The organism is Flavobacterium poyangense, assembly GCF_011751075.1.
Taxonomy (GTDB): Bacteria; Bacteroidota; Bacteroidia; order Flavobacteriales; family Flavobacteriaceae; genus Flavobacterium; species Flavobacterium poyangense.
In genome coordinates, this window is the sequence record NZ_JAALLN010000001.1 from 738189 (window position 1) to 761443 (window position 23255).

Annotated in this window: 18 protein-coding genes and 1 riboswitch; of the genes, 13 read left to right on the forward strand and 5 right to left on the reverse strand. The window is 36.1% G+C overall.

The genetic code is table 11. The features are described from left to right. The first annotated feature begins 72 nt into the window (after nt 1-72). From G3A47_RS02920 to G3A47_RS02960, 9 genes are all read left to right on the forward strand, one after another. Complete coding sequence (locus G3A47_RS02920; protein WP_166920243.1) at nt 73-426, forward strand: hypothetical protein; 354 nt, start codon at nt 73-75, stop codon at nt 424-426. A 27-nt stretch (nt 427-453) separates the two neighbouring features. After that, complete coding sequence (locus tag G3A47_RS02925) at nt 454-5421, forward strand: eCIS core domain-containing protein (RefSeq protein WP_166920245.1); 4968 nt, start codon at nt 454-456, stop codon at nt 5419-5421. Between the two features lie 64 nt (nt 5422-5485). Then, nucleotides 5486-6058 (forward strand): hypothetical protein, encoded by a 573-nt coding sequence (locus G3A47_RS02930; protein ID WP_166920247.1) that lies wholly within the window; start codon nt 5486-5488, stop codon nt 6056-6058. Nucleotides 6059-6063: 5 nt separating this feature from the next. Then, the gene (locus G3A47_RS02935) at nt 6064-7368 is read left to right on the forward strand and encodes an ATP-binding protein (RefSeq protein WP_166920249.1); all 1305 of its coding nucleotides are present in this window, start codon (nt 6064-6066) and stop codon (nt 7366-7368) included. 505 nt (nt 7369-7873) lie between these two features. Continuing rightward, the gene (locus G3A47_RS02940; RefSeq protein ID WP_166920251.1) at nt 7874-8473 is read left to right on the forward strand and encodes an REP-associated tyrosine transposase; all 600 of its coding nucleotides are present in this window, start codon (nt 7874-7876) and stop codon (nt 8471-8473) included. Nucleotides 8474-8578: 105 nt separating this feature from the next. Continuing rightward, nucleotides 8579-9025: a hypothetical protein gene (locus G3A47_RS02945; protein ID WP_166920253.1), complete on the forward strand. Its 447-nt coding sequence runs from the start codon at nt 8579-8581 to the stop codon at nt 9023-9025. 583 nt (nt 9026-9608) lie between these two features. Continuing rightward, nucleotides 9609-10190 (forward strand): TetR/AcrR family transcriptional regulator, encoded by a 582-nt coding sequence (locus G3A47_RS02950; RefSeq protein ID WP_166920255.1) that lies wholly within the window; start codon nt 9609-9611, stop codon nt 10188-10190. A gap of 50 nt (nt 10191-10240) precedes the next feature. Continuing rightward, the gene (locus G3A47_RS02955) at nt 10241-10726 is read left to right on the forward strand and encodes an acyl-CoA thioesterase (protein ID WP_166920257.1); all 486 of its coding nucleotides are present in this window, start codon (nt 10241-10243) and stop codon (nt 10724-10726) included. 251 nt (nt 10727-10977) lie between these two features. Beyond that, entirely contained in the window at nt 10978-11397 is a 420-nt protein-coding gene (locus G3A47_RS02960; protein ID WP_166920258.1) for a hypothetical protein, read from the forward strand. Here the strand turns inward: G3A47_RS02960 and G3A47_RS02965 are convergent. Beyond that, on the reverse strand, nt 11378-12541 hold the full coding sequence (locus G3A47_RS02965; RefSeq protein WP_306783608.1) for a sensor histidine kinase: 1164 nt from the start codon (nt 12539-12541) through the stop codon (nt 11378-11380). The two genes, G3A47_RS02960 and G3A47_RS02965, sit on opposite strands and share 20 nt — an antisense overlap. Nucleotides 12542-12704: 163 nt before the next feature. Then, the gene (locus G3A47_RS02970; protein WP_166920262.1) at nt 12705-14054 is read right to left on the reverse strand and encodes a sigma-54-dependent transcriptional regulator; all 1350 of its coding nucleotides are present in this window, start codon (nt 14052-14054) and stop codon (nt 12705-12707) included. A 282-nt stretch (nt 14055-14336) separates the two neighbouring features. On the opposite strand from G3A47_RS02970, the gene G3A47_RS02975 reads away from it, so the two are divergent. Both G3A47_RS02975 and G3A47_RS02980 read left to right on the forward strand, forming a co-directional pair. Then, on the forward strand, nt 14337-15050 hold the full coding sequence (locus tag G3A47_RS02975; protein WP_166920264.1) for an ABC transporter ATP-binding protein: 714 nt from the start codon (nt 14337-14339) through the stop codon (nt 15048-15050). Between the two features lie 4 nt (nt 15051-15054). After that, nucleotides 15055-17466: an ABC transporter permease gene (locus G3A47_RS02980; RefSeq protein ID WP_166920266.1), complete on the forward strand. Its 2412-nt coding sequence runs from the start codon at nt 15055-15057 to the stop codon at nt 17464-17466. 341 nt (nt 17467-17807) lie between these two features. Here G3A47_RS02980 and G3A47_RS02985 read toward each other — a convergent pair whose 3' ends face one another. Further along, complete coding sequence (locus G3A47_RS02985) at nt 17808-18524, reverse strand: hypothetical protein (RefSeq protein WP_166920268.1); 717 nt, start codon at nt 18522-18524, stop codon at nt 17808-17810. Nucleotides 18525-19212: 688 nt separating this feature from the next. Continuing rightward, a riboswitch (cobalamin riboswitch) is annotated at nt 19213-19448 on the forward strand. 97 nt (nt 19449-19545) lie between these two features. Here G3A47_RS02985 and G3A47_RS02990 point away from each other — a divergent pair. After that, complete coding sequence (locus tag G3A47_RS02990) at nt 19546-20679, forward strand: PKD-like domain-containing protein (protein ID WP_166920270.1); 1134 nt, start codon at nt 19546-19548, stop codon at nt 20677-20679. A 373-nt stretch (nt 20680-21052) separates the two neighbouring features. Here the strand turns inward: G3A47_RS02990 and G3A47_RS02995 are convergent, their stop codons facing one another. Next, nucleotides 21053-21358: a hypothetical protein gene (locus G3A47_RS02995; RefSeq protein ID WP_166920272.1), complete on the reverse strand. Its 306-nt coding sequence runs from the start codon at nt 21356-21358 to the stop codon at nt 21053-21055. A gap of 356 nt (nt 21359-21714) precedes the next feature. Then, the gene (locus G3A47_RS03000; protein ID WP_166920274.1) at nt 21715-22560 is read right to left on the reverse strand and encodes a leucine-rich repeat domain-containing protein; all 846 of its coding nucleotides are present in this window, start codon (nt 22558-22560) and stop codon (nt 21715-21717) included. A 180-nt stretch (nt 22561-22740) separates the two neighbouring features. On the opposite strand from G3A47_RS03000, the gene G3A47_RS03005 reads away from it, so the two are divergent. Continuing rightward, entirely contained in the window at nt 22741-23229 is a 489-nt protein-coding gene (locus G3A47_RS03005) for a DUF1761 domain-containing protein (RefSeq protein ID WP_166920276.1), read from the forward strand. Nucleotides 23230-23255: the final 26 nt, after the last annotated feature.

Consider the following 23255-nt stretch of genomic DNA (forward strand, 5'->3'; position numbering starts at 1 on the left):
CTTGTGGGTTTACTACTAGCTACCTGTTCACAAAGAGATAACACAATTAATAACCAATTAAAAACAACTGGCATGTCAGATTATTTAGAGCGTGAAAAAAATAAAATAGATCGTTTAATGCAATCCTTTTCGAAGCCGCTTCAAAAGATTTCCCCGGCTCCAACGGCAAAGGAAGCTGCTGCTTTTTACGCAGTAGGTTATAAAGTTGTTGACGAAAACGTTGACTGTATGATCTATATTTATGAAAATCAGCAAAAACATGAAGCCGCTCGAAAATACTTTACCGATAACCCAAATGTCAATCTGAAGAATTCATTATTCAGTTCTAATGGACGACTCTTTTTTTGGGGATATCAAAAAACAGACGATCCAAAAGAAAGATACACTTTAAATGCCTTAGCATCAGCTTTTGCAGGTGAAGAATAAATAATCACAGACAATACGATAAGGTTCATGGGAGCATTTCACCAAAAAGCAAAAGCAAATCCTTCAAACTCTTCCGGATTGAATTCCAGAAAGAGCGAGGATTTTTTTGGTGTACAGGCAAAACTCAACATCGGAAAATCGAACGATAAGTTTGAAGCTGAAGCGGATAGTGTAGCCGAAAAAGTGGTGTCTAATACAGAAAAAAATGCTTCGGCAGAACCTTTTTTCAGCCCATCCCCTATTGCTCAGAAAAAATTAAATGACGTTCAGAAAAAAGAAGAAACGGAAAATACTGCTCCAGAGAAAATAGTCCCAGAAAAGGCAGTCGCAGAGAAAACGGTTGCAGAAAGTATTAGTCCGGTTACTCAGTTAAAATCAGAGAAAGAAGAAACTATTCAAAACAAAACGGAGGTTCCAACTCCGGAAGTAACCCCGGCTATTGAAAGCAGTCCTTCTATAGTCCCTCCGGCATTAGAGAAAGAGGAAACTGTTCAGAACAACACCGAAGTTGCAGCTCCCGAAACAACCTCAACTTCTGAAAACAGTACTTCTCTTATTCATTCGAGATCAGAAAAAGAAGAAACCGCTACAAACAAAACCGAAATTGCAGCTCCGGAAATAACTCCGGCTGTTGAAAACGTATCAACTCTAAAACCGTTGATTCAACAAAAGAAAAACGAAGAAGAAACGCAGTCCAAAGAAGAAGAGGAAACACAATCTAAAGAAGAAGAAAGTGAACTCCAGATGAGCGCGGGGGCTGATGCAGATCCAACCGACAATTCTGATCTTGAAAACGATTTAAACAACAGCAAAGGCGGTGGTTCTCCTCTGCCGGAAAATACCAAAACCGAAATGGAATCGGGCTTTGGAGCCGATTTCAGCGATGTAAAAATTCACAACGATTCTTCTGCTGTTCAGATGAATCAGCAACTGGGATCTCAGGCATTTGCCAACGGAAATGATATTTATTTTAACGAAGGAAAATTCAATCCGGATTCTCAAAGTGGAAAACAGCTGCTCGCCCACGAACTGACGCATACCATTCAACAAGGCGCATCGGCTCCTGCTGTTCAAAAAAAGGAGGAAGAACCCAATTCTTCTACCACAGAGAATACAAGCAAGGACAATTCAGGAACCCAAAACAGTTCTTCTGCAGACAGTTCTTCCGGAAATACTTCCTCTGAGCAAAATCAATCTTCCCAATCCGATACGGGAAGTTCAACTTCTGATAGCACCGCAGCCAATCAAAGTACAGCGAATACCGATTCGACTGCGCAATCAAGTACACAATCGAGTACTGAACCAAATAGTAGTCAAAATCAATCGACAACAGGGACAAACTCAGATTCAACCAACCAGTCCACCTCAAACGCAGGAGGAAATCAGGAAGCCAACCAATCGACCGATACGGGAACAGGAGGTCAAAACAACCAATCAACCAGCAGTGACTCTTCGGGTGGTGGTACGGATTCAACTTCTTCTGAAGCTACCTCGACTACTTCATCCGGAGGTGCGGAAACAGGCGGCGGTTTTGCCAGTTATGATTTGTTTCTTGCTTTTGTAGAAGAGAAAAAACAAGCTTCTATTACTTATTTCACAGACAAAAAGAAAGAACTCACCGATGGTATCAACGAGGAAAAAAGAAAAACAAAAGAGGCTGTTCAAACAGAAATCGACCGACTAAAAGAAACCAAAAGAGCCACTCTTGAAAAAATCGATAAGTCGTACGAACAGGCAAGCAATGCCATTAAAGAAAAACGAGACACCGAAATACAACAAGCAAAAGATACAGCCACTGAAGAAATTGCAAGGGTTGATGATGTAATCTTAACCAAAAAAGAACTACTGACTTCTATAGCCGAGGACAAAGCAACGAGTGTGATTTCCAGCGGAACGGAAGAATCTACCAATGCGCTTAAAACTACTTCTGCCAACATCAGGCAAGTGGACGCCATTATTCAGCAAAAACAAAGTCAATACAGCGGCAAAGACAATGCCAGTGACATTGTTGAAGCTGCTTGGGCCAGTAAGCCCGATACCATTCAGAAAATTCAGGAAGCGGGTGATGTTATTTCCTCCGAAGTTATTGCGCATTCTTTAAAATTAGCAGGTAATTATCGCGAAGATGCAACGAATGTTTGCTCCGAGTTTGGTAACAAAAAAGAGGAAGCGATAAAGGCCATCAATGACAAAAAAGACGAAATCATCAAGGCCGTAACTGAATCTGCAGAAAAATCACTTACTTCTTTAACCGAAGAAACAACCAAATTAAAAACCGAATTAGGAACCAGTATAACTTCTCAACTTGCCGTATTAGAACTGATCCCGGCAAAAATAGATACAGAATTAGACGATATCTTAAAAACCGGAATTTCAAACACAGATAAAAATCAAACTACCACATTAGAGGAAATTGATAAATTCAAAACCGATATCAGCGAAATTTACTGGTACAACGAAGAAGTAACCGAAGCACAAAATGATTTAGGCAAAGCTATTGACGAACATCATAAAGACGTAGACAAATACATTAAAGACGTCATCAAAAAAGTGTCTGATGTTACAACCGAATTCAAAACGAAATTTATTTCAACTCAGGATACCATTAATACTTCTTTATCTGAAACAGCAGGCGGATATGAGGAATCTGCAGACAAGCTAAAATCAGATACCGTAAAAGAAATTAACGGAAGCGCCAGAGAAGCCGAAACCGATACCAAAACCGTGGCAGATGATTTAGGCTCCGGTTTACAGGAACAAATTGACAAAAGCGAAACAAAATGGAACAGTCAGCTTACCGATGACGTCTCTAACATGCACGAAACGGTAAGCAAAGGTCTGGAACAACAAACAGAAATACTAAACCAGTTTACCGCCAATCTCGACAGAGAATTCAATCGTTCCAGCTCCTGGTGGGATACCTTCACTGATTTTATCTCCGGAATGGCAAAAGGTTTTGTAGAAGGTTTTACCACTCTAATCACTACCATAGGAAAGGCAATGGGAACTTTAATTTTCTGGATCATTGTGGCTATTATCGTAATCATAATCCTTGTCCTGATCTTTAAATTCGGAATTGCTTTGGCAGTCATTCTGAAAGTGTTGTTAATTGCCGGAATTGTTATAGCAGCTCTTTTTGCCATTTATTACATCTACAAAGCAGTCACTACAGAAGGTTTAAGTCCATACGAAAGAGGGCGATTATTCGGAAGAGCTCTTTTTGAAATTGCTTTAGCCCTGATCGGAGCCGGTGTTTATTCCCGATTGGTCGGCTGGTTGGCACGAATCGCAAGAATATCGGCAATTATTGCAAGAGTTGGAGGTCTGGCACGATTCCTCAGAATTGTAGTTTTAGTGGGAGATGTAAAAGCCTTTATTGCCCTGATCGACAGCATGGCCAATATTGAAAGATTGCTGATCTTAATGGAAAAAATTAAAGACGTTACCGGACTGATTAAACTATTGAGCGGCGCCGATGATGTAGCGCGAATAATTGAGGCATTACTCGCCGTTGGAAAAGCTGACGAATTGCTTAGTATACTCACCAAGGCAGATGATATAGGCCGGGTTTTAGCTCTAGTTGAAAGAGGAATCGTAGCCGGTCGTGCCGAAAGTCTGATAACCGTATTAAGCAAAGCAAAAGAATTAGCCAAATTAATCACTGTACTGGAACGTTCGGGCGATGACATCGGAAGGGTTATAAGAGTATTGGACAAAGCAGTTGACATGGACAAAATGATCATTGCTATGGAACGTGTCGGAACATCCAATTTAGGAAGGTTAATCACTTTGATTGAAACAGCCGATGATACTGCTGCATTACTCCGAATTGTGACTAAAGCAGCTGATTTTGCTACCTTACTAAGAATCGTAGAAGAAGCAACCGAAGTAAATAAAATAGTAGCGTTATTTGACAAAGTGGCCGAATTGGATAAATTGGTTATCGCCTTTGATCGATTTGCAGACACCGATCGCTTATTGGCTGTATTCAACGGGGTAACCGAGTTCGACAAGTTAGTTACGCTACTGGGAAGAAGCACAGCCCTGGATCGTTTGGTTCCTTTCTTGGAAGGATTATCAGATATCAACAAAGCGATACCAAAACTGAATGGCTTAGCTAATGAACTGGACGATTTTGTACGATTCCTCGATGAACCGGGAATGACAATTGCCAAACTGGAAAGAATCCTCCATATGGAGAATCTAACCGTAGCAAAATTAAGAAATCTACTCACTCAAGCCGGTGGTGTTGTAGACGATTTGATGAAGGTACTAGATGAAATTAAGGATTTTGATAAAGTTGCCAACTACATCACTCATTTCGGAAACTTCCCTGATGTCAAAATATTAGTTGATAAAGCAGTCGATTGCGGTTTATCGGGCTCCCCTATTATTGTTGAATTCTTTGAAGACTGTGTTTCATTAGGATACAAATCAAAAACACTACTTCTGGAATTCTTTGATATGGTAAACTCAAGTGGTGCTGCGGGAAGTAAATGGAAAGATGCCTTACAATATGGAAGAAACTTTGTTGCGGAAAGTATCGGTAATATGACAAAAGCCAATCCAAGAGGTGTAGCCGGTACCGGACAGGTAGGCCGAAAAGTATTTACAATAGCCGACGGCTCAAGTGTAACGGTTACCATTGAAAACTCAGACATCGCCCACGTTGCAAGCGGACATACCTGGAAATATTTTTACATGACCAAAGGAAATGCGGCTTCTCCTACCGTGAGTATGTTTGATCTTGGTACCGAGGTCGCTGACTTGGAAAATCTTGCCCGTTCTATCCTAAATTCAACCGAAGTGGAAACTTTAATAAACTCATTAACCCGTGCTGATGTCAACAAAGGCACTATGGCACTTGGAAATAAGGCATGGATAAGCTTAAACAGTATTGACGGGTTACTTTCATTCTACCCGCAAGGAGCACTTGGAATACAAATCGAGAAAAAAATCATGAAAGGAGCCATACTTTTATGGCAGAGTTTATAATTAACCTAAAAAAACTATTTTTACTAATCAAAACTGCTTAGTTGCAATTAAACCTCTTTTACAAATGTTAACATTCTATATTTACGATCCGGATGATGATGATGGTGATTTTTTACCATCAACCGCTATGACCTTAAAAGAGTATCTTCAAAACCCGCCATCGTGGAAACCGCAAATTGAAAACACCATACTTACTTTTAGCGGACTGCCCATGTTGATTAATGACGACATTAATAATTTTGGAATATTGCCTCATATTTTGTCTCAATTGGAAGAAGTAAAAAAAAGACTTTTGGAAGATCAATTTGCGTTATTGAAAACATCGAATTACAATGAATCGCTATTTTTCATCTTTGAACCAAAGGAAGATAACACTTATTTTTCGTTATTGGGTCTTTTGCCAAGTCCATACTCGGCGTATTATCCAATAAGTGACTCACCGTTTTATTTCAAGGATATCGATCAGCAAAAAGAATTGTACACTTTTATTGAGACAACAACTGAATTCAACTGGGCCGATAATTTAATCGGGAACCTCCAAAAAATCAAAAACATTGAATACAACACAGCACAACTCGTTTCCTCCATCGAGGAACAAGTAACACTGGGAAATGAATTAATTGAATTTTTAAGATAACCGTCATGAGAACACTATTTGAGATTCTAAAAAACCAATTTATCTTTCAGCTTGACACTCTTTTTCAGGTTGAAAATCCAACGGAGAAATTTGTTATCGGAGAACCCGACTCTATAGGATTTGTAAACGAATTTATTATCGAAAATAATGTATCCGAAACCGATACCCTGTTACTGGCCTTGGCCTTGGTTCCCAATATTCATCCCGATTTTTTAAGTTCCATCATGGCCGAATACCTGCCTAATGGTGGCGAATTACCCGAATTTGGCGGAATAAAAGCAAAGAACCATCGTGGAATTTTGCCAACTGGCGAAACGGCTCAGTTTTTAATTGCCGGAAACAATCTTAATGACCGAATCTCCTTTTACAATTACCTGCACAATGAATCTTTTCTTTATCAAAAAGGAATCATCAAAATAGACACGGTTAGCAATGGCGAACCTAAACTGAGTGGTTTGCTTATTCTGGACGATGAGTATGTCGAAAAATTCATTACCGGAAAAATTCTCAAACCTCAGCTCAGCAGCATTTTCCCCGCACAATTAATCGAAACTCAATTGGAATGGGATGACTTAATACTCAATGCTACTACTTTAAATAACATAAAGGAAATAGAAACCTGGTTGAAATTCAACGACATCATCCTCCACGAATGGAATATGAAGTCCAAAATAAAACCGGGCTACCGGGTCATGTTTTACGGCGCACCCGGAACCGGAAAAACGCTCACCGCTTCACTCCTCGGAAAATACACCAAAAGAGATGTTTATCGAATTGATTTATCGATGGTAGTTTCAAAATACATCGGAGAAACCGAAAAGAACCTTTCCTCCTTATTTGATAAAGCCGCCGACAAAGACTGGATTCTCTTCTTTGACGAAGCCGATGCCGTTTTCGGAAAACGAACCAACGTACGCGATGCCCACGACAAATACGCCAATCAGGAAGTTTCGTATCTGCTACAACGCATCGAAAACCATCCTGGACTGGTGATTCTAGCCTCTAATTTTAAAGCCAACATTGATACGGCCTTCACCCGAAGATTTCAATCTATAATCGAATTTGAAGTTCCTTCCTACAACGAACGCCTACTGCTTTGGAAAAATAACCTTCCCAAAGGAATCCAAATTGCCGAAGATGTAAACCTCAACGAACTTTCAAAAAAATACGATATTACCGGTGCTAACATTGTCAACATCATTCAGTATGCCTGTCTCAAAACACTGGAGGATGAAAACGAAAGTATTAACCTTAACCATCTTCTTCAGGGAATTAAAAAGGAATATGCTAAGGAAGGGAAGATGATGTGAGTTAGGCTGGTACGGGAATGAAATTTCCTTATGAAAGTTGCACGAATAAGACATTTACGCAGCGACTTTGATAGAATACTTTAAAGAGCAGAGAAGTAAAAAAGTTACCGAACAATTTAATAAAGATAATGGATTATAAGAATTTAATTTATGGCATTTTACTTGCAATAGCAGCATTCAGTTATTATAAAATACATAAATGGTGGTTAAAAGGAAGAGATAGTGATACACTCAATTATAAACCTGATACTAGTCTTAGAACTTTTAAAAACTGGGTTATAATTATTGGATTAGCTATAACATCAATTGTTTTTTTTCTAAAAGCATTATAAATATGTAATCGTTCTGCAAAAAGTTCTTTTATAAAAACTGCGCAAATGTCTCCGACTTTGCGCTTTTTTATTCCCTTAATAATTCAATACGTTATAAAAGTCTCCCGGCTTTTTACATTCATACCTTTTAAAAGTAAGTAAAAACTTATATTTTTGTAAGAAATTTAAGTCATATGAAAGAAGGATATGTTATAAGAGATCAAACAATACCACACTTTTTGACGTCAACAGTCGTAGATTGGATTGATGTTTTTACACGTCAAAATTATCGTGATATAATAATCGAATCTTTAGATTATTGCATCAAAAATAAAGGAATGATTTTGTACGGCTATGCAATTATGAGTAATCATATACACCTGATTGTGCAGTCTAAAGACGGTAAATTATCAGATTTGATACGGGATTTTAAAAAATTTACGGCTAAATTAATTTTAGAGAAGATCCAGAATAGTCCGGAAAGCAGAAGAGAGTGGATGTTGGAACGCTTCAAATTAGCATCAGAACAGCATTCAAGAAATAAAGTTTTTCAGTTTTGGCAATACGGAAATCACGCTGAAGAAATTTATACAAACAAATTTATGTGGTCCAAACTTCATTATATACATTTAAATCCTGTAAAAGCCGGGTTAGTCAACAAAGCTTCAGATTATATTTATTCAAGTGCATCCAATTATGTTAAAGATTGTGGTTTATTGGATATTGAAAAAGCCGAAAATCCTATTGTAAATGTTTTAGATTCAAAATCATTTTTTAGATTTGATCTTTATTAGTATTGTTTAAAGTCGGAGACTTTTGAGAAGTAAACGTTACTAAGAGACTATAATTTAAAAAAGCGCAAAGTCGGAGACATTTGCGTAGCGGTTAAATACAAAAATATGATTACTGAAATAGAACAACAATCTTTAGATATTGATTGGTTTTTTACAGATGGGAAATACGTAGCATTTGTTGCTTCAGGTGGTGGAAGACTACCTAAATCAATTTCAGAATCACTCGATTATAATTTGCTATCTTCCTATTTTAGAAACTTAGCTGAAAAATCTGAGATAGAAATTAATGGCAATTTAAGTGATGTGTTAAAAATGGAGCCAGATGAAAGATACTTGGAAGATTTTACTTTGATGGCGAAAAGAGGACTTTATTCATTTGACAAAACTATATTAAATAATTTTTTAGAACTAAATTATCATTTAGTAGCCTCTCCTCTCACTCCGTTAAAATTATCAGATTTACCTCCGGAAATTATTATTATATTACAAAAAACTAAATATAACAATGGTTTACATTTGATGTTAAATATCGATACGTCTAATATTTCATAAAAGTATATTATATAAACTTGCCCCGCAGTTCCGCAAAGAGTTCTAATGAAAAGCTGCAAATGTCTCATTTGCGCAGCGGAACCGAAAATTGAATTCTAATAATACTTTTTATTTTATTATTATTGTATTGCCTTTTTTAATTTACAATTATGAAATCACATGAAATTCTTCGTCTATTGCTGCCAATTATGTTGATCGTTTTGGGTACTTACGCCCGGAATAGTAATAGTAAATTAGCCAAAGATTCGCCTGGAATTCATAAGAGATGGTACTTTCTTGTGCTATTAGGAGTTCTATTATTGTTATTTAGATTACGAAAACATATTTAGTTAAAAACTAAGTAGCAACAGCACCCCCGCTCCGCAAAGAGTCCCTCATGAAAAGCTGCGCAAATGTCTCCTACTTTGCGCTTTTTTATTCCATACATAAAAAAATCTCCCAACTTCCTCCTATTTACCCCCTTAAAAACAACAAGCAAAAAATTACAATTTCACAAACAAATAAAAAACACATTTCCATACATACCGATCGGTATTTACTTCGTATATTTGCTCCTAGTATTATTCTCAAAGTCAACAGTCCCATGAATACTTCAGAATTTATATTAGATAAAATTGCGCCTCTTTTTAACAAACAGGGCTATATCGGAACCAGTTTGTCGGATATTACAAATGCAACCGGTCTTACCAAAGGAGCTATTTATTGTAACTTTTCGAACAAAGAAGATTTGGCTTTGCAGGCATTTAAACTCAATGTGGATATTGCTATAATACCGTTGTTTAAGTTGGTTGCGACCGAAGAGGGGGCTATAAATAAACTGCATACCATAACCCGGTACCATCGTTCTTATTATGATTTGGTCAAAGACAGAGGTGGGTGTCCGATGTTACGGGTTTCTGTGGATACAAAATTTGTGAATCCTCTATTGTTTGAAGCCGCCGAGAAATTATCTCAAAAGTTCATTAACGGACTAACCGATATTATCAAAGAAGGAATCCACAAGGACGAAATCAAACCCGATACCGACGTAGATAAATACGCCCAGCTTATTCTAACTATGATCGAAGGTAGCTCTCTTTTGGCATTTACACACAATGACAGCTCCTATATTACTCATGCAATGGATTTTATAGATGACATATTAATTAAAAACATAAAAAAGTAAAAAAAATTTAATCACACATATACCAATCGGTATGTACTAATTGAACTCAAATGGAAAAAGTATTAAAAACAAAAAGAAAAATCAGATTTCAGGATTGCGATCCTTTTAATCACTTAAACAATTCGAAATACCTCGAATATTTCATTAACACCCGCGAAGACCAAATTGCAGAACACTACAATCTTGATATTTTTAAACTGATGAAAACAACGGCACTGAGCTGGGTTGTGGCCTCTAATCAGATTAGTTATTTGAGACCGGCCTCTACAATGGAAACAGTCGTAATTGAGTCTCAATTGATTCAATACACTGATAATGTACTATTAGTAGAAATGAAAATGTGGAACGAAGATGAAACAGAACTAAAAGCATTGCTTTGGATAAAATTCATTCATTATAGTCTTCAGGCCAAGAAAGTTGCCAATCACTCCAATGAATTGATGCAATTATTCCAAGCGGTTGTTGTTCCTGTTGAGCAAACGGTCTTCGAAAATCGCTATATGGAGATTGTTCAGAAAATAAAAAGTTACGATTAATCTGGAAATTATTAAGTAGTTTGTCTGCTATTAGCAGCATAGCAAATACAAGTAAGAATCAATAAATAAATCCTTTAAATCTGTGAAATCTGTGGCCATTTTTTCCGCCACAGATTAAATGGATTTAAAGGATTTATTTTGAGTTTGAAAAATAGCCCTCTTTAATTCATTCTGGCACTATTAATGCATATGTATTGGTCATTCAATTAGTTATAGAAAAACTCTAATTTTCGACCAAAAAACGTCCACCCATGAAAGAAACTATTTTTAAAAACTTAGTTTTATCGTTAATTTCAACTAATATTTGGACAATTTGCGCTTTCTTTATTTACTTTTTTAAATCTCCTGGCTGGTTTGGTGGATTTGAAGTTTTAATATTTTATATGTATAGTTGTTACATTTCTGGTGGAATAGGGATAATTCTAATACTATTAAGGTTATTCTATTTTAAAAAAGACAAGAAAAACAAATTGTGTTTAAGCTTTACTTATTCCTGCATCGCAACATTTAATCTGCTTTTATTCATAATTTTTTTAATATTAATCTTTTCTCAAATTGCGAAGGGAGGCTTTTTAGAGTTATTCTTCTTTATCAACCCAATTATTGCAGCTTTCACTTGCGTTGATATTTTTAAAACTACAAGACAAGTAGCTATTCAACCAAACAAATAACAAACGTAGTCTTGCCATCCTGATTTCTAAAATCCAGATAACCGCCATGAGCTTCGATAATGCTTTTGGAGAGTGTTAACCCGATTCCTGCACCTTCTTTGCGGGTGGTAAAAAACGGAAGGAATATTTTGTTTTCTATTTGTTTTTCAATACCGTTTCCGCTGTCGGTGATTTTTATAAAAATTCTGTTTTCTATGGCCTCGGCGGTAATCAGAATTTGCTTCTCCTCTACTTCCTCAAGCGCATGCATGCTGTTGGTTAAAAGATTAATCAACACTTGCTCGATTTGCTGATGGTCTACCAACAACCAATGATCTAAAGTAATTGTATTAACGACTTCGATTTGTTTTTCTTTGAATAAAGGATTCATGATCTCAAAACAATTCCGAATCAGTTGCTGCAATTCTATTTTTTCTTTTTTGGGAGACGGCAGCATTGCCAGTTTTCGGTATCCTTCTACAAACTTCTGCAAAAGATCACTTCGCCTTAACATTGTTCCTACACCACTTTTAATATCTTCTAAATCTTCAGCCGAAATAGCATCCTGTTCGACCAGTTCCTGCAAATTCTGAGAGATAGACCGAATGGGGGTTATCGAATTTAAAAGCTCATGAGAAATAACTTTCATCAAATTAACCCAGGCCTCTTTTTCTTTTTTCTCGACTACATTCTGAATCGAATCGAGTAAAACAATAAAATAATCCAATTCGCAGATTTCTGTTCTCGAGGTCTGCATGACAAAAGTTTGTGCATTTTGCTGGTTGACACGTATTTCCAATGCCGTTTTGATTTCCTGAAAATCCTGCTCTTCAATAACCTCACATAACGATGGAAGCTGGTTTCTAAGCAATTTCCATTTTGAAACTTTGGGCACATCAAAGTGTTTAGAGAAATAATCATTCATCAAAAAAACATTCCAATCGTTGTCTTCTTTTTTGAGGATAATGATTCCGATTTCGATGTTGTTTAAAATAGAAGTGTAAATAATATCTCTTGAAACCTGCTCGTTCTGTTTGTTCTTTAAGATATCATACAATTGAAACAGATCATTCTGATTGGATTTATGCTTTGAAAAATCGGAAGTAAAATCATTTTGTACAATCGACGCAATTGTTTTATCGTACACCAAAATGACACTTTTCACATACAAATACAATTCGATAATCAGAAAAAAAACAATCAAAAAACCAAAAACAGGCGCGAATACAAATTTGACTTTGTTCAGATAAATTGAAAATTCAATTCCAGCCACAATCAAAATTAATCGCAGAAAAATAAGGTTATAGGTCTTTAACGATTTGAGCATATTAATTGGTGCTAATGTTATATTTCTCTAAACGTCGGTATAAAGAACCTCTCGACAGCCCAAGTTCTTCAGCAGTTTTACTGATATTGTTGTTATGCTTCAGCAATGCTTTCTCGACTGTTGCTTTCTCAACTGAAGAAAGCTGAATGTCATCCGGATTTTCTTCATACAACGTAATTTGATCCAAGTCTAAATCTGACACTGTAATGGTATTGTTTTCGCAAAGGATAACAGCTCTTTCGATTTTGTTTTCCATTTCGCGAATATTTCCATTCCAGGCGTGTTTTTCGATTTGTTCCGCTACCTTTTTATCAAAAGAAATGGTATCTCTTCCGTACTTTTCTATCATTCTTTCAAGAAGATATTCCGCCAACGGAATTTTATCCTCGTAGCGCTCCCGTAGCGGAGGCAAAACAATCTCCATGGTATTGATACGGTAATACAAATCTTCTCTAAAATTTTTATCGGCAACTTCCTCTTTCAGGCTTAAATTGGTCGCTGTAATAATGCGAACATTCAGAGGTCTTGGTTTTGATTCTCCTAACCTTGTAACCGTTTTACTCTGAATAACCTGCAACAGTTTAGATTGCAAATGCAACGGAACATTTCCGATTTCATCTAAAAAAATAGTACCATTTTGCGCCATTTCAAAACGCCCCGGAGTATCTGCTTTAGCATCTGTAAAAGCGCCTTTTGCATAACCGAATAATTCGCTTTCAAAAATATTAGCGTTGAGAGAACCTAAATCAACTGCAATAAAAGGCTGATTTTTCCTTTCTGACTGTGCATAAATATGATGCGCCAAAACAAACTTTCCTGTTCCGTTTTCCCCTAAAATCAAAACATTTGCATCTGTTTTTGCCACTTTATCTGCCAGCGCATACGCTTTTTTTATAATCTCGGAATTGCCGATAAAAAATGCCTCTTTAACTACAACATCTTTACTCTTTCTTTGCTCCTTACGGCTTTTGTCGACAGCCTCTTTTACCGATTCGAGTAACTTTGTATTTTCCCATGGTTTTAGGATATAATCAAAAGCGCCATTTTTTAAACCTTCAACAGCCGTTTCTAGTTTTCCGAAAGCTGTCATTAAGATCACAACTGTTTTCGGCGAAAGCGTTTTTATTTCCCTCAGGACATACAAGCCTTCCCTCCCATCTTCGAAACCTATTCTGTAATTCATATCGAGCAAAACAACATCTATGGTGTTTTTCGCCAATAATTCGACTATGTTTTTGGGATTTGTGAGCGTATAAATATGCTCAAAATACTTTTTCAGATACAATTTCGACGCAAAAAGAATGTCTTCCTGATCGTCTATGATTAATATGGAGGCATTTGTCTTTTTCATTTTTGTTCGGTTTTGGACGAAAGCTGTCCAATTATGGACAGTATAACTTTTCTTTAAAAAATAAAAATGTAGAAACCAGTCAGTTATAATTTTTAAATTTTCGGCACGGAAATCACATTAGTACCAGTAAATCATTAATTATTTAACACCTTTCGAAAGTAAAAATAGCAAAATAAATAGCGCTGACACATTGTTAATTATCTTAATTTTCGGTTGTGTTTCTTTTACTTCGAAAACTAAAATCAATCAAAGAAAATCAATCAACATCAAAAAACAACAATCATGATTACCATTAAAAAACTTTCGAAAATTTTCAGAACAGAAGACATAGAAACCAACGCACTGGCCGAAATCTCACTTACCATCAAACAAGGCGACTTTGTCTCTATTATGGGACCATCCGGCAGCGGAAAATCGACTTTATTAAATATCGTGGGATTGCTGGACAGCGCTTCGAGCGGAAGTTATCTCCTATTGGATCAGGAAATGATCGGACTAAAAGAGAAAGCAAAAGCAAAAGCCCGAAAAGAAAATATCGGATTCATTTTTCAGAATTTCAATTTAATTGATGAATTATCGGTTTATGACAATATCGAATTGCCTTTGATTTACAACAATGTTCCTCCTTCCGAAAGAAAAATAAGAATTCAGGAAATCGCTGCTAAGCTAAATATTACGCATCGTCTGAAACATTATCCGCAACAGCTTTCGGGAGGTCAGCAGCAACGTGTGGCTGTGGCAAGAGCATTGATCAACAATCCGAAAATAATTCTTGCCGATGAGCCTACAGGAAACCTGGACAGTAAAAATGGCAATGAAGTAATGGAATTATTAACCAATCTGCATGCCAACGGAGCAACAATTCTAATGGTAACCCATTCTGATTATGATGCTTCTTTCTCTCAAAAAACAATTTTGATGAAAGACGGAATTATCCTTTCTGAAAAATTGAATCACAGAAATGTAGATGTTTTAGTAACTACTTCTAACAACTAGGATCATGCTAAAGAACTGGATCAACATATTTATATACCATATCAAAAACAACAAATTCTTTACGACTTTGAATGTTTTAGGATTGAGTATTGGGATAGCGGGATTAATTTTTGCCATCTTGTATTGGAATGAGGAGCATTCTTACGACGAATGGAATCCTGAAAAAGAGAAGATTTACGTTGTCATGAATGACCTTGGAGGCGGTAATGTCTGGGCTACAAATTCACCGGTAACCGGCCCTGACTTAAAAGCCAATACTTCTTATCTCGAAAATTATTGTTATTTAAACCCTTATTACACTAAAGAGAATATTGAATATAAGGGCAAAGCACAATTGATAGACCATATTTTTTCGGCGCAAAGTGATTTCTTTTCCTTTTTCCCATTTGAATTTATCCGTGGAAACGGTAAAACAGCCATTCAGGATCGCAATAGCATCGCACTATCAGAAGAAACGGTTTCACTACTGTTTAAAGACGAAAATCCGATGGGGAAACAGGTCAAATACGCCGACAAAATCTTCGTAGTACGAGGTGTATACCGTTTATCTCAAAAGTCAGCGGTAATGCCAGCAGCGGTAACCAGCAGTATTCAGGAAGATCTGGAAAAAAGAAGAGAAGACTGGGGTTTTAGTTATGGTTTAATGGTAAAACTAAAAAGACAAAGTGATACTACTGCCGTCATTAAAAATCTGGACGAGATTTTTATGGAGAAGAACTATAAGAAACAGGCAAAAGAGGAAGGTTTATCGCTAAAAGCGTTTACAAAACTTTACGGAGAGCCGGTTAAAGCTAAACTACTGCCATTTGCCGGATCAAGACTTTCCACGGGAAATTATCCTTTTCCGGAAGGAACAGGAAACCTTCAATTCTTGCGAATCCTAATGGGGTTATCAATACTTATTCTGCTACTGTCTATTGCAAATTATATTAATCTCGCTACTGCAAATGCCATTAAACGAGCAAAAGAAGTGGGGATCCGAAAAATTATTGGTGCCTCAAAACTGCAAATCATTACTCAGTTTGTATTTGAGACTACTCTCATTACGCTTTTCTCTGTCTTTCTTGCATTGGTAATCGTAGAAATATCATTGCCAGCTTATAACCAGTTTCTAAATAAAAATCTGATTATGGTTGGTACGCAATTTTATGTGCAACTCATTTTTATCTTTTTCCTTGTTGTTATCGTTGCAGGCGTTTTTCCGGCCATTTACATTTCAAATTTTGAAGTTTTGAAAGTGCTGAAGGGAAATTTTTCCAGAAGCAAAAATGGGGTCTGGCTCCGCAATGGAATGCTGATTTTACAGTTTGCCATCGCTACCTTTTTTATAATTGGCTCTTTTATAGTTTACAAACAAGTAAATTATATGTCAAACAAAGATTTAGGCTTTAAAGGAGCACAGGTTATTGATATTACCTTTAAACCGAAAAAAGGTCAGAATCAGTTTGAAAGATATCAGACCATTAAACAGGAAGTCTCCAAAATAAAAGGAGTAGAAGCGGTTTCTTCGGGTTTATTTTCGATAGGAAGCAATGATAATTCCTGGTCCGGATTACACTACAAATCAAACAAAGAAGTCATCACGCAGCAAATGGGTATTGATTTTGGATTATTGGATCTTTTAGGAATAAAAATAGTTAAAGGACGAAATTTAACCGAAAAAATGGCATCAGACAGTATCTCAAATGTTTTACTGAATGAAACCGCTGCAAAAGCATTGATGGAAAAAGATCCGCTCAACAAAGAAGTAACGTTCAACAACAGAAAACTTAAGGTAGTCGGTATTGTAAAAGACTTCAATTATGTGGGACTGCAATTTAAAGTTGCCCCTATGATTTTCTTTCACATCAAAAGTGAACAATGGATGAAAGACAATATGCGTTATATTTCGATTAAAGTAGCACCACAGAACATCCCCGAAACAATAGCTGCTCTGGACAAATTCTGGAAAACCAAAGTCGATTCAGAGTATCCGTTTGAATATGATTTTGTCGATAAAAATTTCGCCAGAACGTATAAAAATTATAAAGACCAAAGTAAGTTGTTTTCTCTTTTGAACGCAGTAGTTGTTTTGATCGCCATTTTTGGACTATTTGCCTTGGCGTCATATTCTATGGAAAGAAGACTGCGTGAGATTGCTATCAGAAAAACACTTGGCGCAGAAACGACTCTTTTGCTACGGGAATTATCCAAACAGTATCTGTTGTTTTGTGTGCTGGGTTTTGCAATCGGAATTATTCCGGCCTATCTGTTATTGCAAAAATGGCTTGAAAACTTTGCCTACCGTATCGAAATTCCGGTTCTGCCATTTGTCATTGCTTTTGTGTCTTTATTATTTCTCACACTAACAATAGTTTTAGCCAAAGCCTATCAGGTAACAAAAGTTGACATTTTGCGCTATTTAAAATATGAATAAACCACTTGCGTGTAATTCGCAGCAAGTTTTTTTGCCACGAATTGCACGAATTTTTACGAATTGTTTTTTTTTTAAATCTGAACTCGATTGTTGCATGGTTACTATTGAATCAGAAAAAAAATCCCATAAATCTGTGAAATCTGTGGCTACTTTTTTTTTTGCCACAGATTAAAAGGATTAAATTGATTATTTCTTAGTTTTAAAAAATAATTGAGTAAAATAATTCAAATCATATATAGTTCAAAAAAAAGAGGCTGTCCCGGACAGCCTCTTTTTTCATATTACAAACGAAGGTTTTTGATACCCTCGATTAATTTAAACAGATAAATAATATTTGAAATCTAATAAACAAAAACCATCAACTGAAAAGCTTCCATACGTCTGCTTTCACCAGTAGTACCGGCTATCTGATCACCGCTAACCCACGGCAACCAACCGTAATCTGCCACATGAGCTCTGTAATAATTTGGAGTAGCTAACTTAATGGCCTCCATTCTTCGGCCTAAACCAACAGTTCCTAACAATCTGGAACATCCCTGATCGTACCAACCATATCCTTCTACATGTGCCGTTCCAACTCTGCAAATCGGACTAGGTATGCCTCCAAATTCAATAGCCTCCAATTGTCTGCCTTCTCCGGTTGTTCCTATTGCCGCTCCATACGATGTCCATGGCAGCCAGCCTTTTCCTGCCACATGCGCTCTGTATCCGTTTATTGCGGCTGTTTTACCAGTTAGTTTTTTTTCTGCAGCCAGTTCTTCCAATTTTTTAAAGTAAGCATCACTTCCTGCAGCTTCTTTAGTTAGATTTCCTGTTTCAAAATCATAGGAATTTTTAAGAATTTCGATTTCACTTTTTTTATTCGCTACTTCAAACTTCTTTACCATTAAGTTTAGAATTTCGGGTGGTATGTTTTGTAAAATCTTCCCATCGGGATCGACAGCAAATTTTAATTCTTTGTTTTGCTCTGCCGTTGATGGCTTCTGAGCAAACTCATCTGTTTGACAAGAAATAAAAAGGGATACTAAAAAAGCAACTAAAATAATTTTTGTTTTCATAATAATAGGTTGTTAATTAATGGTTTATAATAAGGATTTGTTCTACTGAATTTTACAAAAGCGCACTCTTTATATATTTTTAACCAACCTCTTAACTGTGTAACTAATACAAACATTACACTGCTAAAAGAAACCAATTTATGCCCCGTTGGGGTAATTACTTCGTCAATTCACTTCGCTCGGGTCGTAAAAACTATACTTAACACATCGCTCATATGAGGTTTTAAGTAAGTGAAATGTCTTTTGCGTTTTCAAAACCATGTTTCTCCTATGTTTGCGTAGAATTTTTTCACGCAGATTTATTCAGATTGTTTTATCCAGCCAAAAAAATATCTGCCTAATCTGCATGCATAAAACGAATTTTTTGCGACTTCGCAACTTTGCGTGAGAATTTAACCGCTAGACTCGCAAAGTATTATGCAAGGTTCACAAAGATTTTAAAAGAACATTTTTTAGATAAAGCTTTACGAATTATATGTGAAGAATAATTATAGCCAACGAATTATTCATAATCATTATACTATATCAAATGTATATAAATAATTTTAACATCATGAGAAAATTCGTGTTATAAAAAACTCAAAAAGAAAGTTTTTTGTACAATTTATCTGAATGGATCATAATAAGAATTAAAAAAAGTATCTGTCTTTTTTCTGAAATTAATCCTCGAAGCATCGAAGAGTTTATTTACATTTGTACTCGCAATGGTTGAGCTTCATTTTTCGGTGTAGCTGATTAAAAGGGAATTAGGTGTAAATCCTGAACAAGCCCGTTACTGTAAGTTTCATACAACATTTTGACAGATTGTGGTCGATTTTTTAAACTTCCAAAATCTAATCTTTTACCACTGCATTTTTTAGAAATGTGGGAAGGTTGTTCAAAATGGGAACAAGTCAGGAGACCTGCCACTGCTTAATAGTTTAAAGTTTTCGTGGACCAAAACTTTAAGGTCGGACATCAAATTTAAATTCGGCTTTCGCTTTTTAAGCAAACAAGAATAAAAAATAATACGCTTTCGTTTATGAATAAAATTTTATTTGCATTAGCCACAACGATATTCCTCTCCGGATGCTCCAGTGATGACGCCCCTAGCGAAGTAATCTTACCAGAAGTAACAATTACAGAACCTGCAAATGGTTTTACAATTGATAAAATGCAATGGTTTCACCTCGAACCTAAAGTAAAAAACACAACCGACGTGACGTACACCTGGTTGATAAACGGAAAAATAGTTGCCACCACAGCAGATTTACTGCACGTTTTTGCGCAAGCCGGAACCTATACAATTGATTATAGAGCAAAAAACAATTCCGGTGAAATCTATAAAAAACTCACCCTTGTTGTTACGGAAAAAACCTATCTGAACGGAGTTAAAAATGTATTTGAATTCTTTCCTGCACCCGGTCAATTTACAAATGCCTTACCCGAAGCAACTGCAAAAGACACTGACGAAACCATGCGAAAAAAAGCAGAAACGGCTCTTACAACAGGAAGCCTGGTAAGCCTTGGCGGATTTGGCGGCTATATCGTAATGGGATTTGACCACACCATCATCAATAAAGAAGGTAAAGATTTTATTGTTCTTGGAAACGCATTCAGTAATTGGTCCGAACCCGGTATCATTATGGTGTCCTCCGATACAAACAAAAATGGAAAACCAGATGATGAGTGGTACGAAATCGCAGGCTCAGAACACAATAAACCGACCACTATTAAAAATTACGAACTGACATATTACCAACCCAAAAACGAACCTGAAAACCCATCGGAACCCAATTATATTCGTTGGACCGACAATCAGGGACAAACGGGTTATATCTCTAAAAATGCTTTTCACAGCAACTCTTTCTATCCAACCTGGAAAGGCGCCAGCATTACCTTAAAAGGAACCTTTTTAAAAGCCAACATATTCGATCAATCCGGAACCGGTACCTATTGGGTAAACCCTGCCTATGACTGGGGTTATGCAGACAACTGGCCCAATGCCGACGAGAAAGCACAAATCGATATCAGCTGGGCTGTAGACAAAAAAGGAAGCCCCGTAAAACTACAAGGAATTAACTTCATCAAAGTCTACAATTCAAACCGCGCCGAAGGCGGATGGCTAGGAGAAGTTTCTACCGAAGTTTCCGGTTTTAAGGATTTGAATTTATAAAAACACCCGTTTATTCTGTCACTCCGATAATCCTAAACGACAAATCTGACAGGTTTTAAAAACCTGTCAGATTTAATTTTAGTAGAAATTAATGTATTTTAAGTACGAACAGCTATTTACACAATATTGTTAATTCCGAAGAATGGCAAATTGCCACTTAATTCATTCAGCGTGTAATTTCGACGTAAGGAGGAATCACACACGCAATTCAACAAAGATTCGTCGCATTCTGTGCGGAGTTCCTTGTGTGATTCCTCATTCTTCGGAATGACAAATTGCTGCTTATCTGCGGTTAAACCCGCTCCTACAAGTAGCCAAAAAAAAGACCGCTCAATTAAGAACAGTCTTCTATACTATTAAAAAACAAAAATACCTAAGCCATAAACAAAGCATACTTATTGTAGTTGTACAAAACCTTATCATAAGGCACTAATTTCGGATTTATTTCTTCTGAAGAAGCATCAAATACAATCCCGTTATGTTTTCTAAACAAGTAAATTTCTTTCAGACAATTAGATAAACTCTGGTGAATTGAAGTCGTAAAAGTGGGTAATTGTTTATCGCCCACTAATAAATCTATCTGATAATTAGAACTGCTTTTAGAAAGGTTATTTCCAATGATTCTTATCGTAAACTGTGTCGCTTTTCCGTATTGTTCGCCTTTATATTGTATGACCATAATTTTATAATTAAAAGGGTTAAAGTAAGATTTTATTCCGTTTTATTTTTCATTTCGATATTGATAATTTAAAGTTATGAAAAAAAGCCACAAATTGCACGAATTTGCACGAATTTATTAGTGGAGATCGTGTAATTCCTAACATAAAAAAACCGCAACTAGTTACAGTTTTCAACAATTAACTGCATATAAAGCCACAAATTGCACAAATTCACACGAATTAATTAGTGGAAATTCGTGCAATTCGCGGCATAAAAAAAACCGTAACGAATTACGGTTTTCGACAATTAACTAAATATATTTAATCAACTTGTTAACGAGAGTAAAATTCATTCATAAGCACGATTAATTTGGGGTTACAATTGTGTTTCTTTTTCAGTATTGATTTCTAACAAAACAGGATCTCCGTTTTCGTCAAACATAGTCATATTCAGTGCGTCTAATAACACCAGGTTTTTAGAAACGGTTCCTTCAAATTTATTATAGGAGAGATTCATTTCAGATAATTTATGCAGTTTTTCCAGTTCTTTTGGAACTTCACCTCCAAAACTATTATCAAACAAACTTAAATTTTCAAGAGCAGTAAAATTAAGTATTTCATTACTGAGATTACCGGACATCTTATTATTATTCAACAGCAACACTTTCAATGTTTGAATTTTATATAAAGAACCCGGCAATTGCCCTTCCAGTTCATTATTAAACAATGACAGTATTTCTAACTGATTTAATTTCCCAATCTCTATTGGTAATTCTCCTGAAATTTTATTGGCATAAAGCTCCAGATTTTTCAGCTTTTTTAGCTCGCAAATCGAAGCCGGTAAAGTACCCGATAGCTCATTTAAGGAGACATCCAAAACTTCAAGCTCTTTCAGGTTTTGAATCGCAACGGGAAGTTGTCCTTTCAGATCGTTTTCGTGTAGATCAACAGCAACCAGATTTACTAAATCGTAAAACTCAACGGGTAATTCTCCCTTCAAATTATTGTTGGACAAATTAAGTCCGACAACTTTTCCATTTTCAGCTGTTACTCCATACCATGTAGCTACCGATAACGACAAATCCCATTTTATTTTCCATTGTGATCCATTGGTAGCATGGTACAATTTAATAAGGGCATCTTTTTCTTTGTCCGAAACAGTATCTGCAAAAATATTTAGAGAAAAAACAAATGCTAAAAAAAGAGTAATATAACTTTTCATAACAGATTTGGGGGTTTGTTTTCGGCAATAAAATTATACATTTTACTGCTATAAAGCACAGAATGTCGATAAAGTGTTAATAAATAATTTATTAACGTTATTTATACTACTTATTACAAATTAACAAACGTTTTACTTTTTTGCTTAAATTTGATTAACTAATCATAAAAACCTCATATTATGGAAATTAACTTTATTGCATTGCTACTTGCGGCTATTGTGCCTCTTGTAGTTGGTTTTATCTGGTATCATCCCAATCTTTTCGGAAATGCATGGATGAAAGAAAGTAATCTGACTAAAGAGCAGCTTCAAACCGGAAATATGCTTAAAATCTTTGGTTTAACGTATCTTTTTTCTCTCATGATTGCTATGATCCTAATGGCATTGACGATACATCAGTCCGGAGCAGTAGGAATGATTGGCGGTCCTCCAAATATAAACGGTGCAAAACCTTCCTTTGCCGCTTTTATGGCAGATTACGGGACAGCTTATCGTACTTTTAAACATGGTGCGCTGCACGGTTTTATGTCGGGCTTGTTTTTTGCTTTACCAATAATCGGAATCAATTCTCTATTCGAAAGAAAATCATGGAAATACATTTTGATTCACACCGGATTCTGGCTCATCACACTGACCATAATGGGCGGAATTGTTTGTGCCTACGCCTAATACTATAAAATACAAAACCCGTTTGA

Excerpts from the sequence above, each read along its gene's own strand:
- G3A47_RS02920 (WP_166920243.1), top strand. The coding sequence starts at position 73 with ATGTCAGATTATTTAGAGCGTGAAAAAAATAAAATAGATCGTTTAATG.
- G3A47_RS02925 (WP_166920245.1), top strand. The coding sequence starts at position 454 with ATGGGAGCATTTCACCAAAAAGCAAAAGCAAATCCTTCAAACTCTTCC.
- G3A47_RS02930 (WP_166920247.1), top strand. The coding sequence starts at position 5,486 with ATGTTAACATTCTATATTTACGATCCGGATGATGATGATGGTGATTTT.
- G3A47_RS02935 (WP_166920249.1), top strand. The coding sequence starts at position 6,064 with ATGAGAACACTATTTGAGATTCTAAAAAACCAATTTATCTTTCAGCTT.
- G3A47_RS02940 (WP_166920251.1), top strand. The coding sequence starts at position 7,874 with ATGAAAGAAGGATATGTTATAAGAGATCAAACAATACCACACTTTTTG.
- G3A47_RS02945 (WP_166920253.1), top strand. The coding sequence starts at position 8,579 with ATGATTACTGAAATAGAACAACAATCTTTAGATATTGATTGGTTTTTT.
- G3A47_RS02950 (WP_166920255.1), top strand. The coding sequence starts at position 9,609 with ATGAATACTTCAGAATTTATATTAGATAAAATTGCGCCTCTTTTTAAC.
- G3A47_RS02955 (WP_166920257.1), top strand. The coding sequence starts at position 10,241 with ATGGAAAAAGTATTAAAAACAAAAAGAAAAATCAGATTTCAGGATTGC.
- G3A47_RS02960 (WP_166920258.1), top strand. The coding sequence starts at position 10,978 with ATGAAAGAAACTATTTTTAAAAACTTAGTTTTATCGTTAATTTCAACT.
- G3A47_RS02970 (WP_166920262.1), bottom strand. The coding sequence starts at position 14,054 with ATGAAAAAGACAAATGCCTCCATATTAATCATAGACGATCAGGAAGAC.
- G3A47_RS02975 (WP_166920264.1), top strand. The coding sequence starts at position 14,337 with ATGATTACCATTAAAAAACTTTCGAAAATTTTCAGAACAGAAGACATA.
- G3A47_RS02980 (WP_166920266.1), top strand. The coding sequence starts at position 15,055 with ATGCTAAAGAACTGGATCAACATATTTATATACCATATCAAAAACAAC.
- G3A47_RS02985 (WP_166920268.1), bottom strand. The coding sequence starts at position 18,524 with ATGAAAACAAAAATTATTTTAGTTGCTTTTTTAGTATCCCTTTTTATT.
- G3A47_RS02990 (WP_166920270.1), top strand. The coding sequence starts at position 19,546 with ATGAATAAAATTTTATTTGCATTAGCCACAACGATATTCCTCTCCGGA.
- G3A47_RS02995 (WP_166920272.1), bottom strand. The coding sequence starts at position 21,358 with ATGGTCATACAATATAAAGGCGAACAATACGGAAAAGCGACACAGTTT.
- G3A47_RS03000 (WP_166920274.1), bottom strand. The coding sequence starts at position 22,560 with ATGAAAAGTTATATTACTCTTTTTTTAGCATTTGTTTTTTCTCTAAAT.
- G3A47_RS03005 (WP_166920276.1), top strand. The coding sequence starts at position 22,741 with ATGGAAATTAACTTTATTGCATTGCTACTTGCGGCTATTGTGCCTCTT.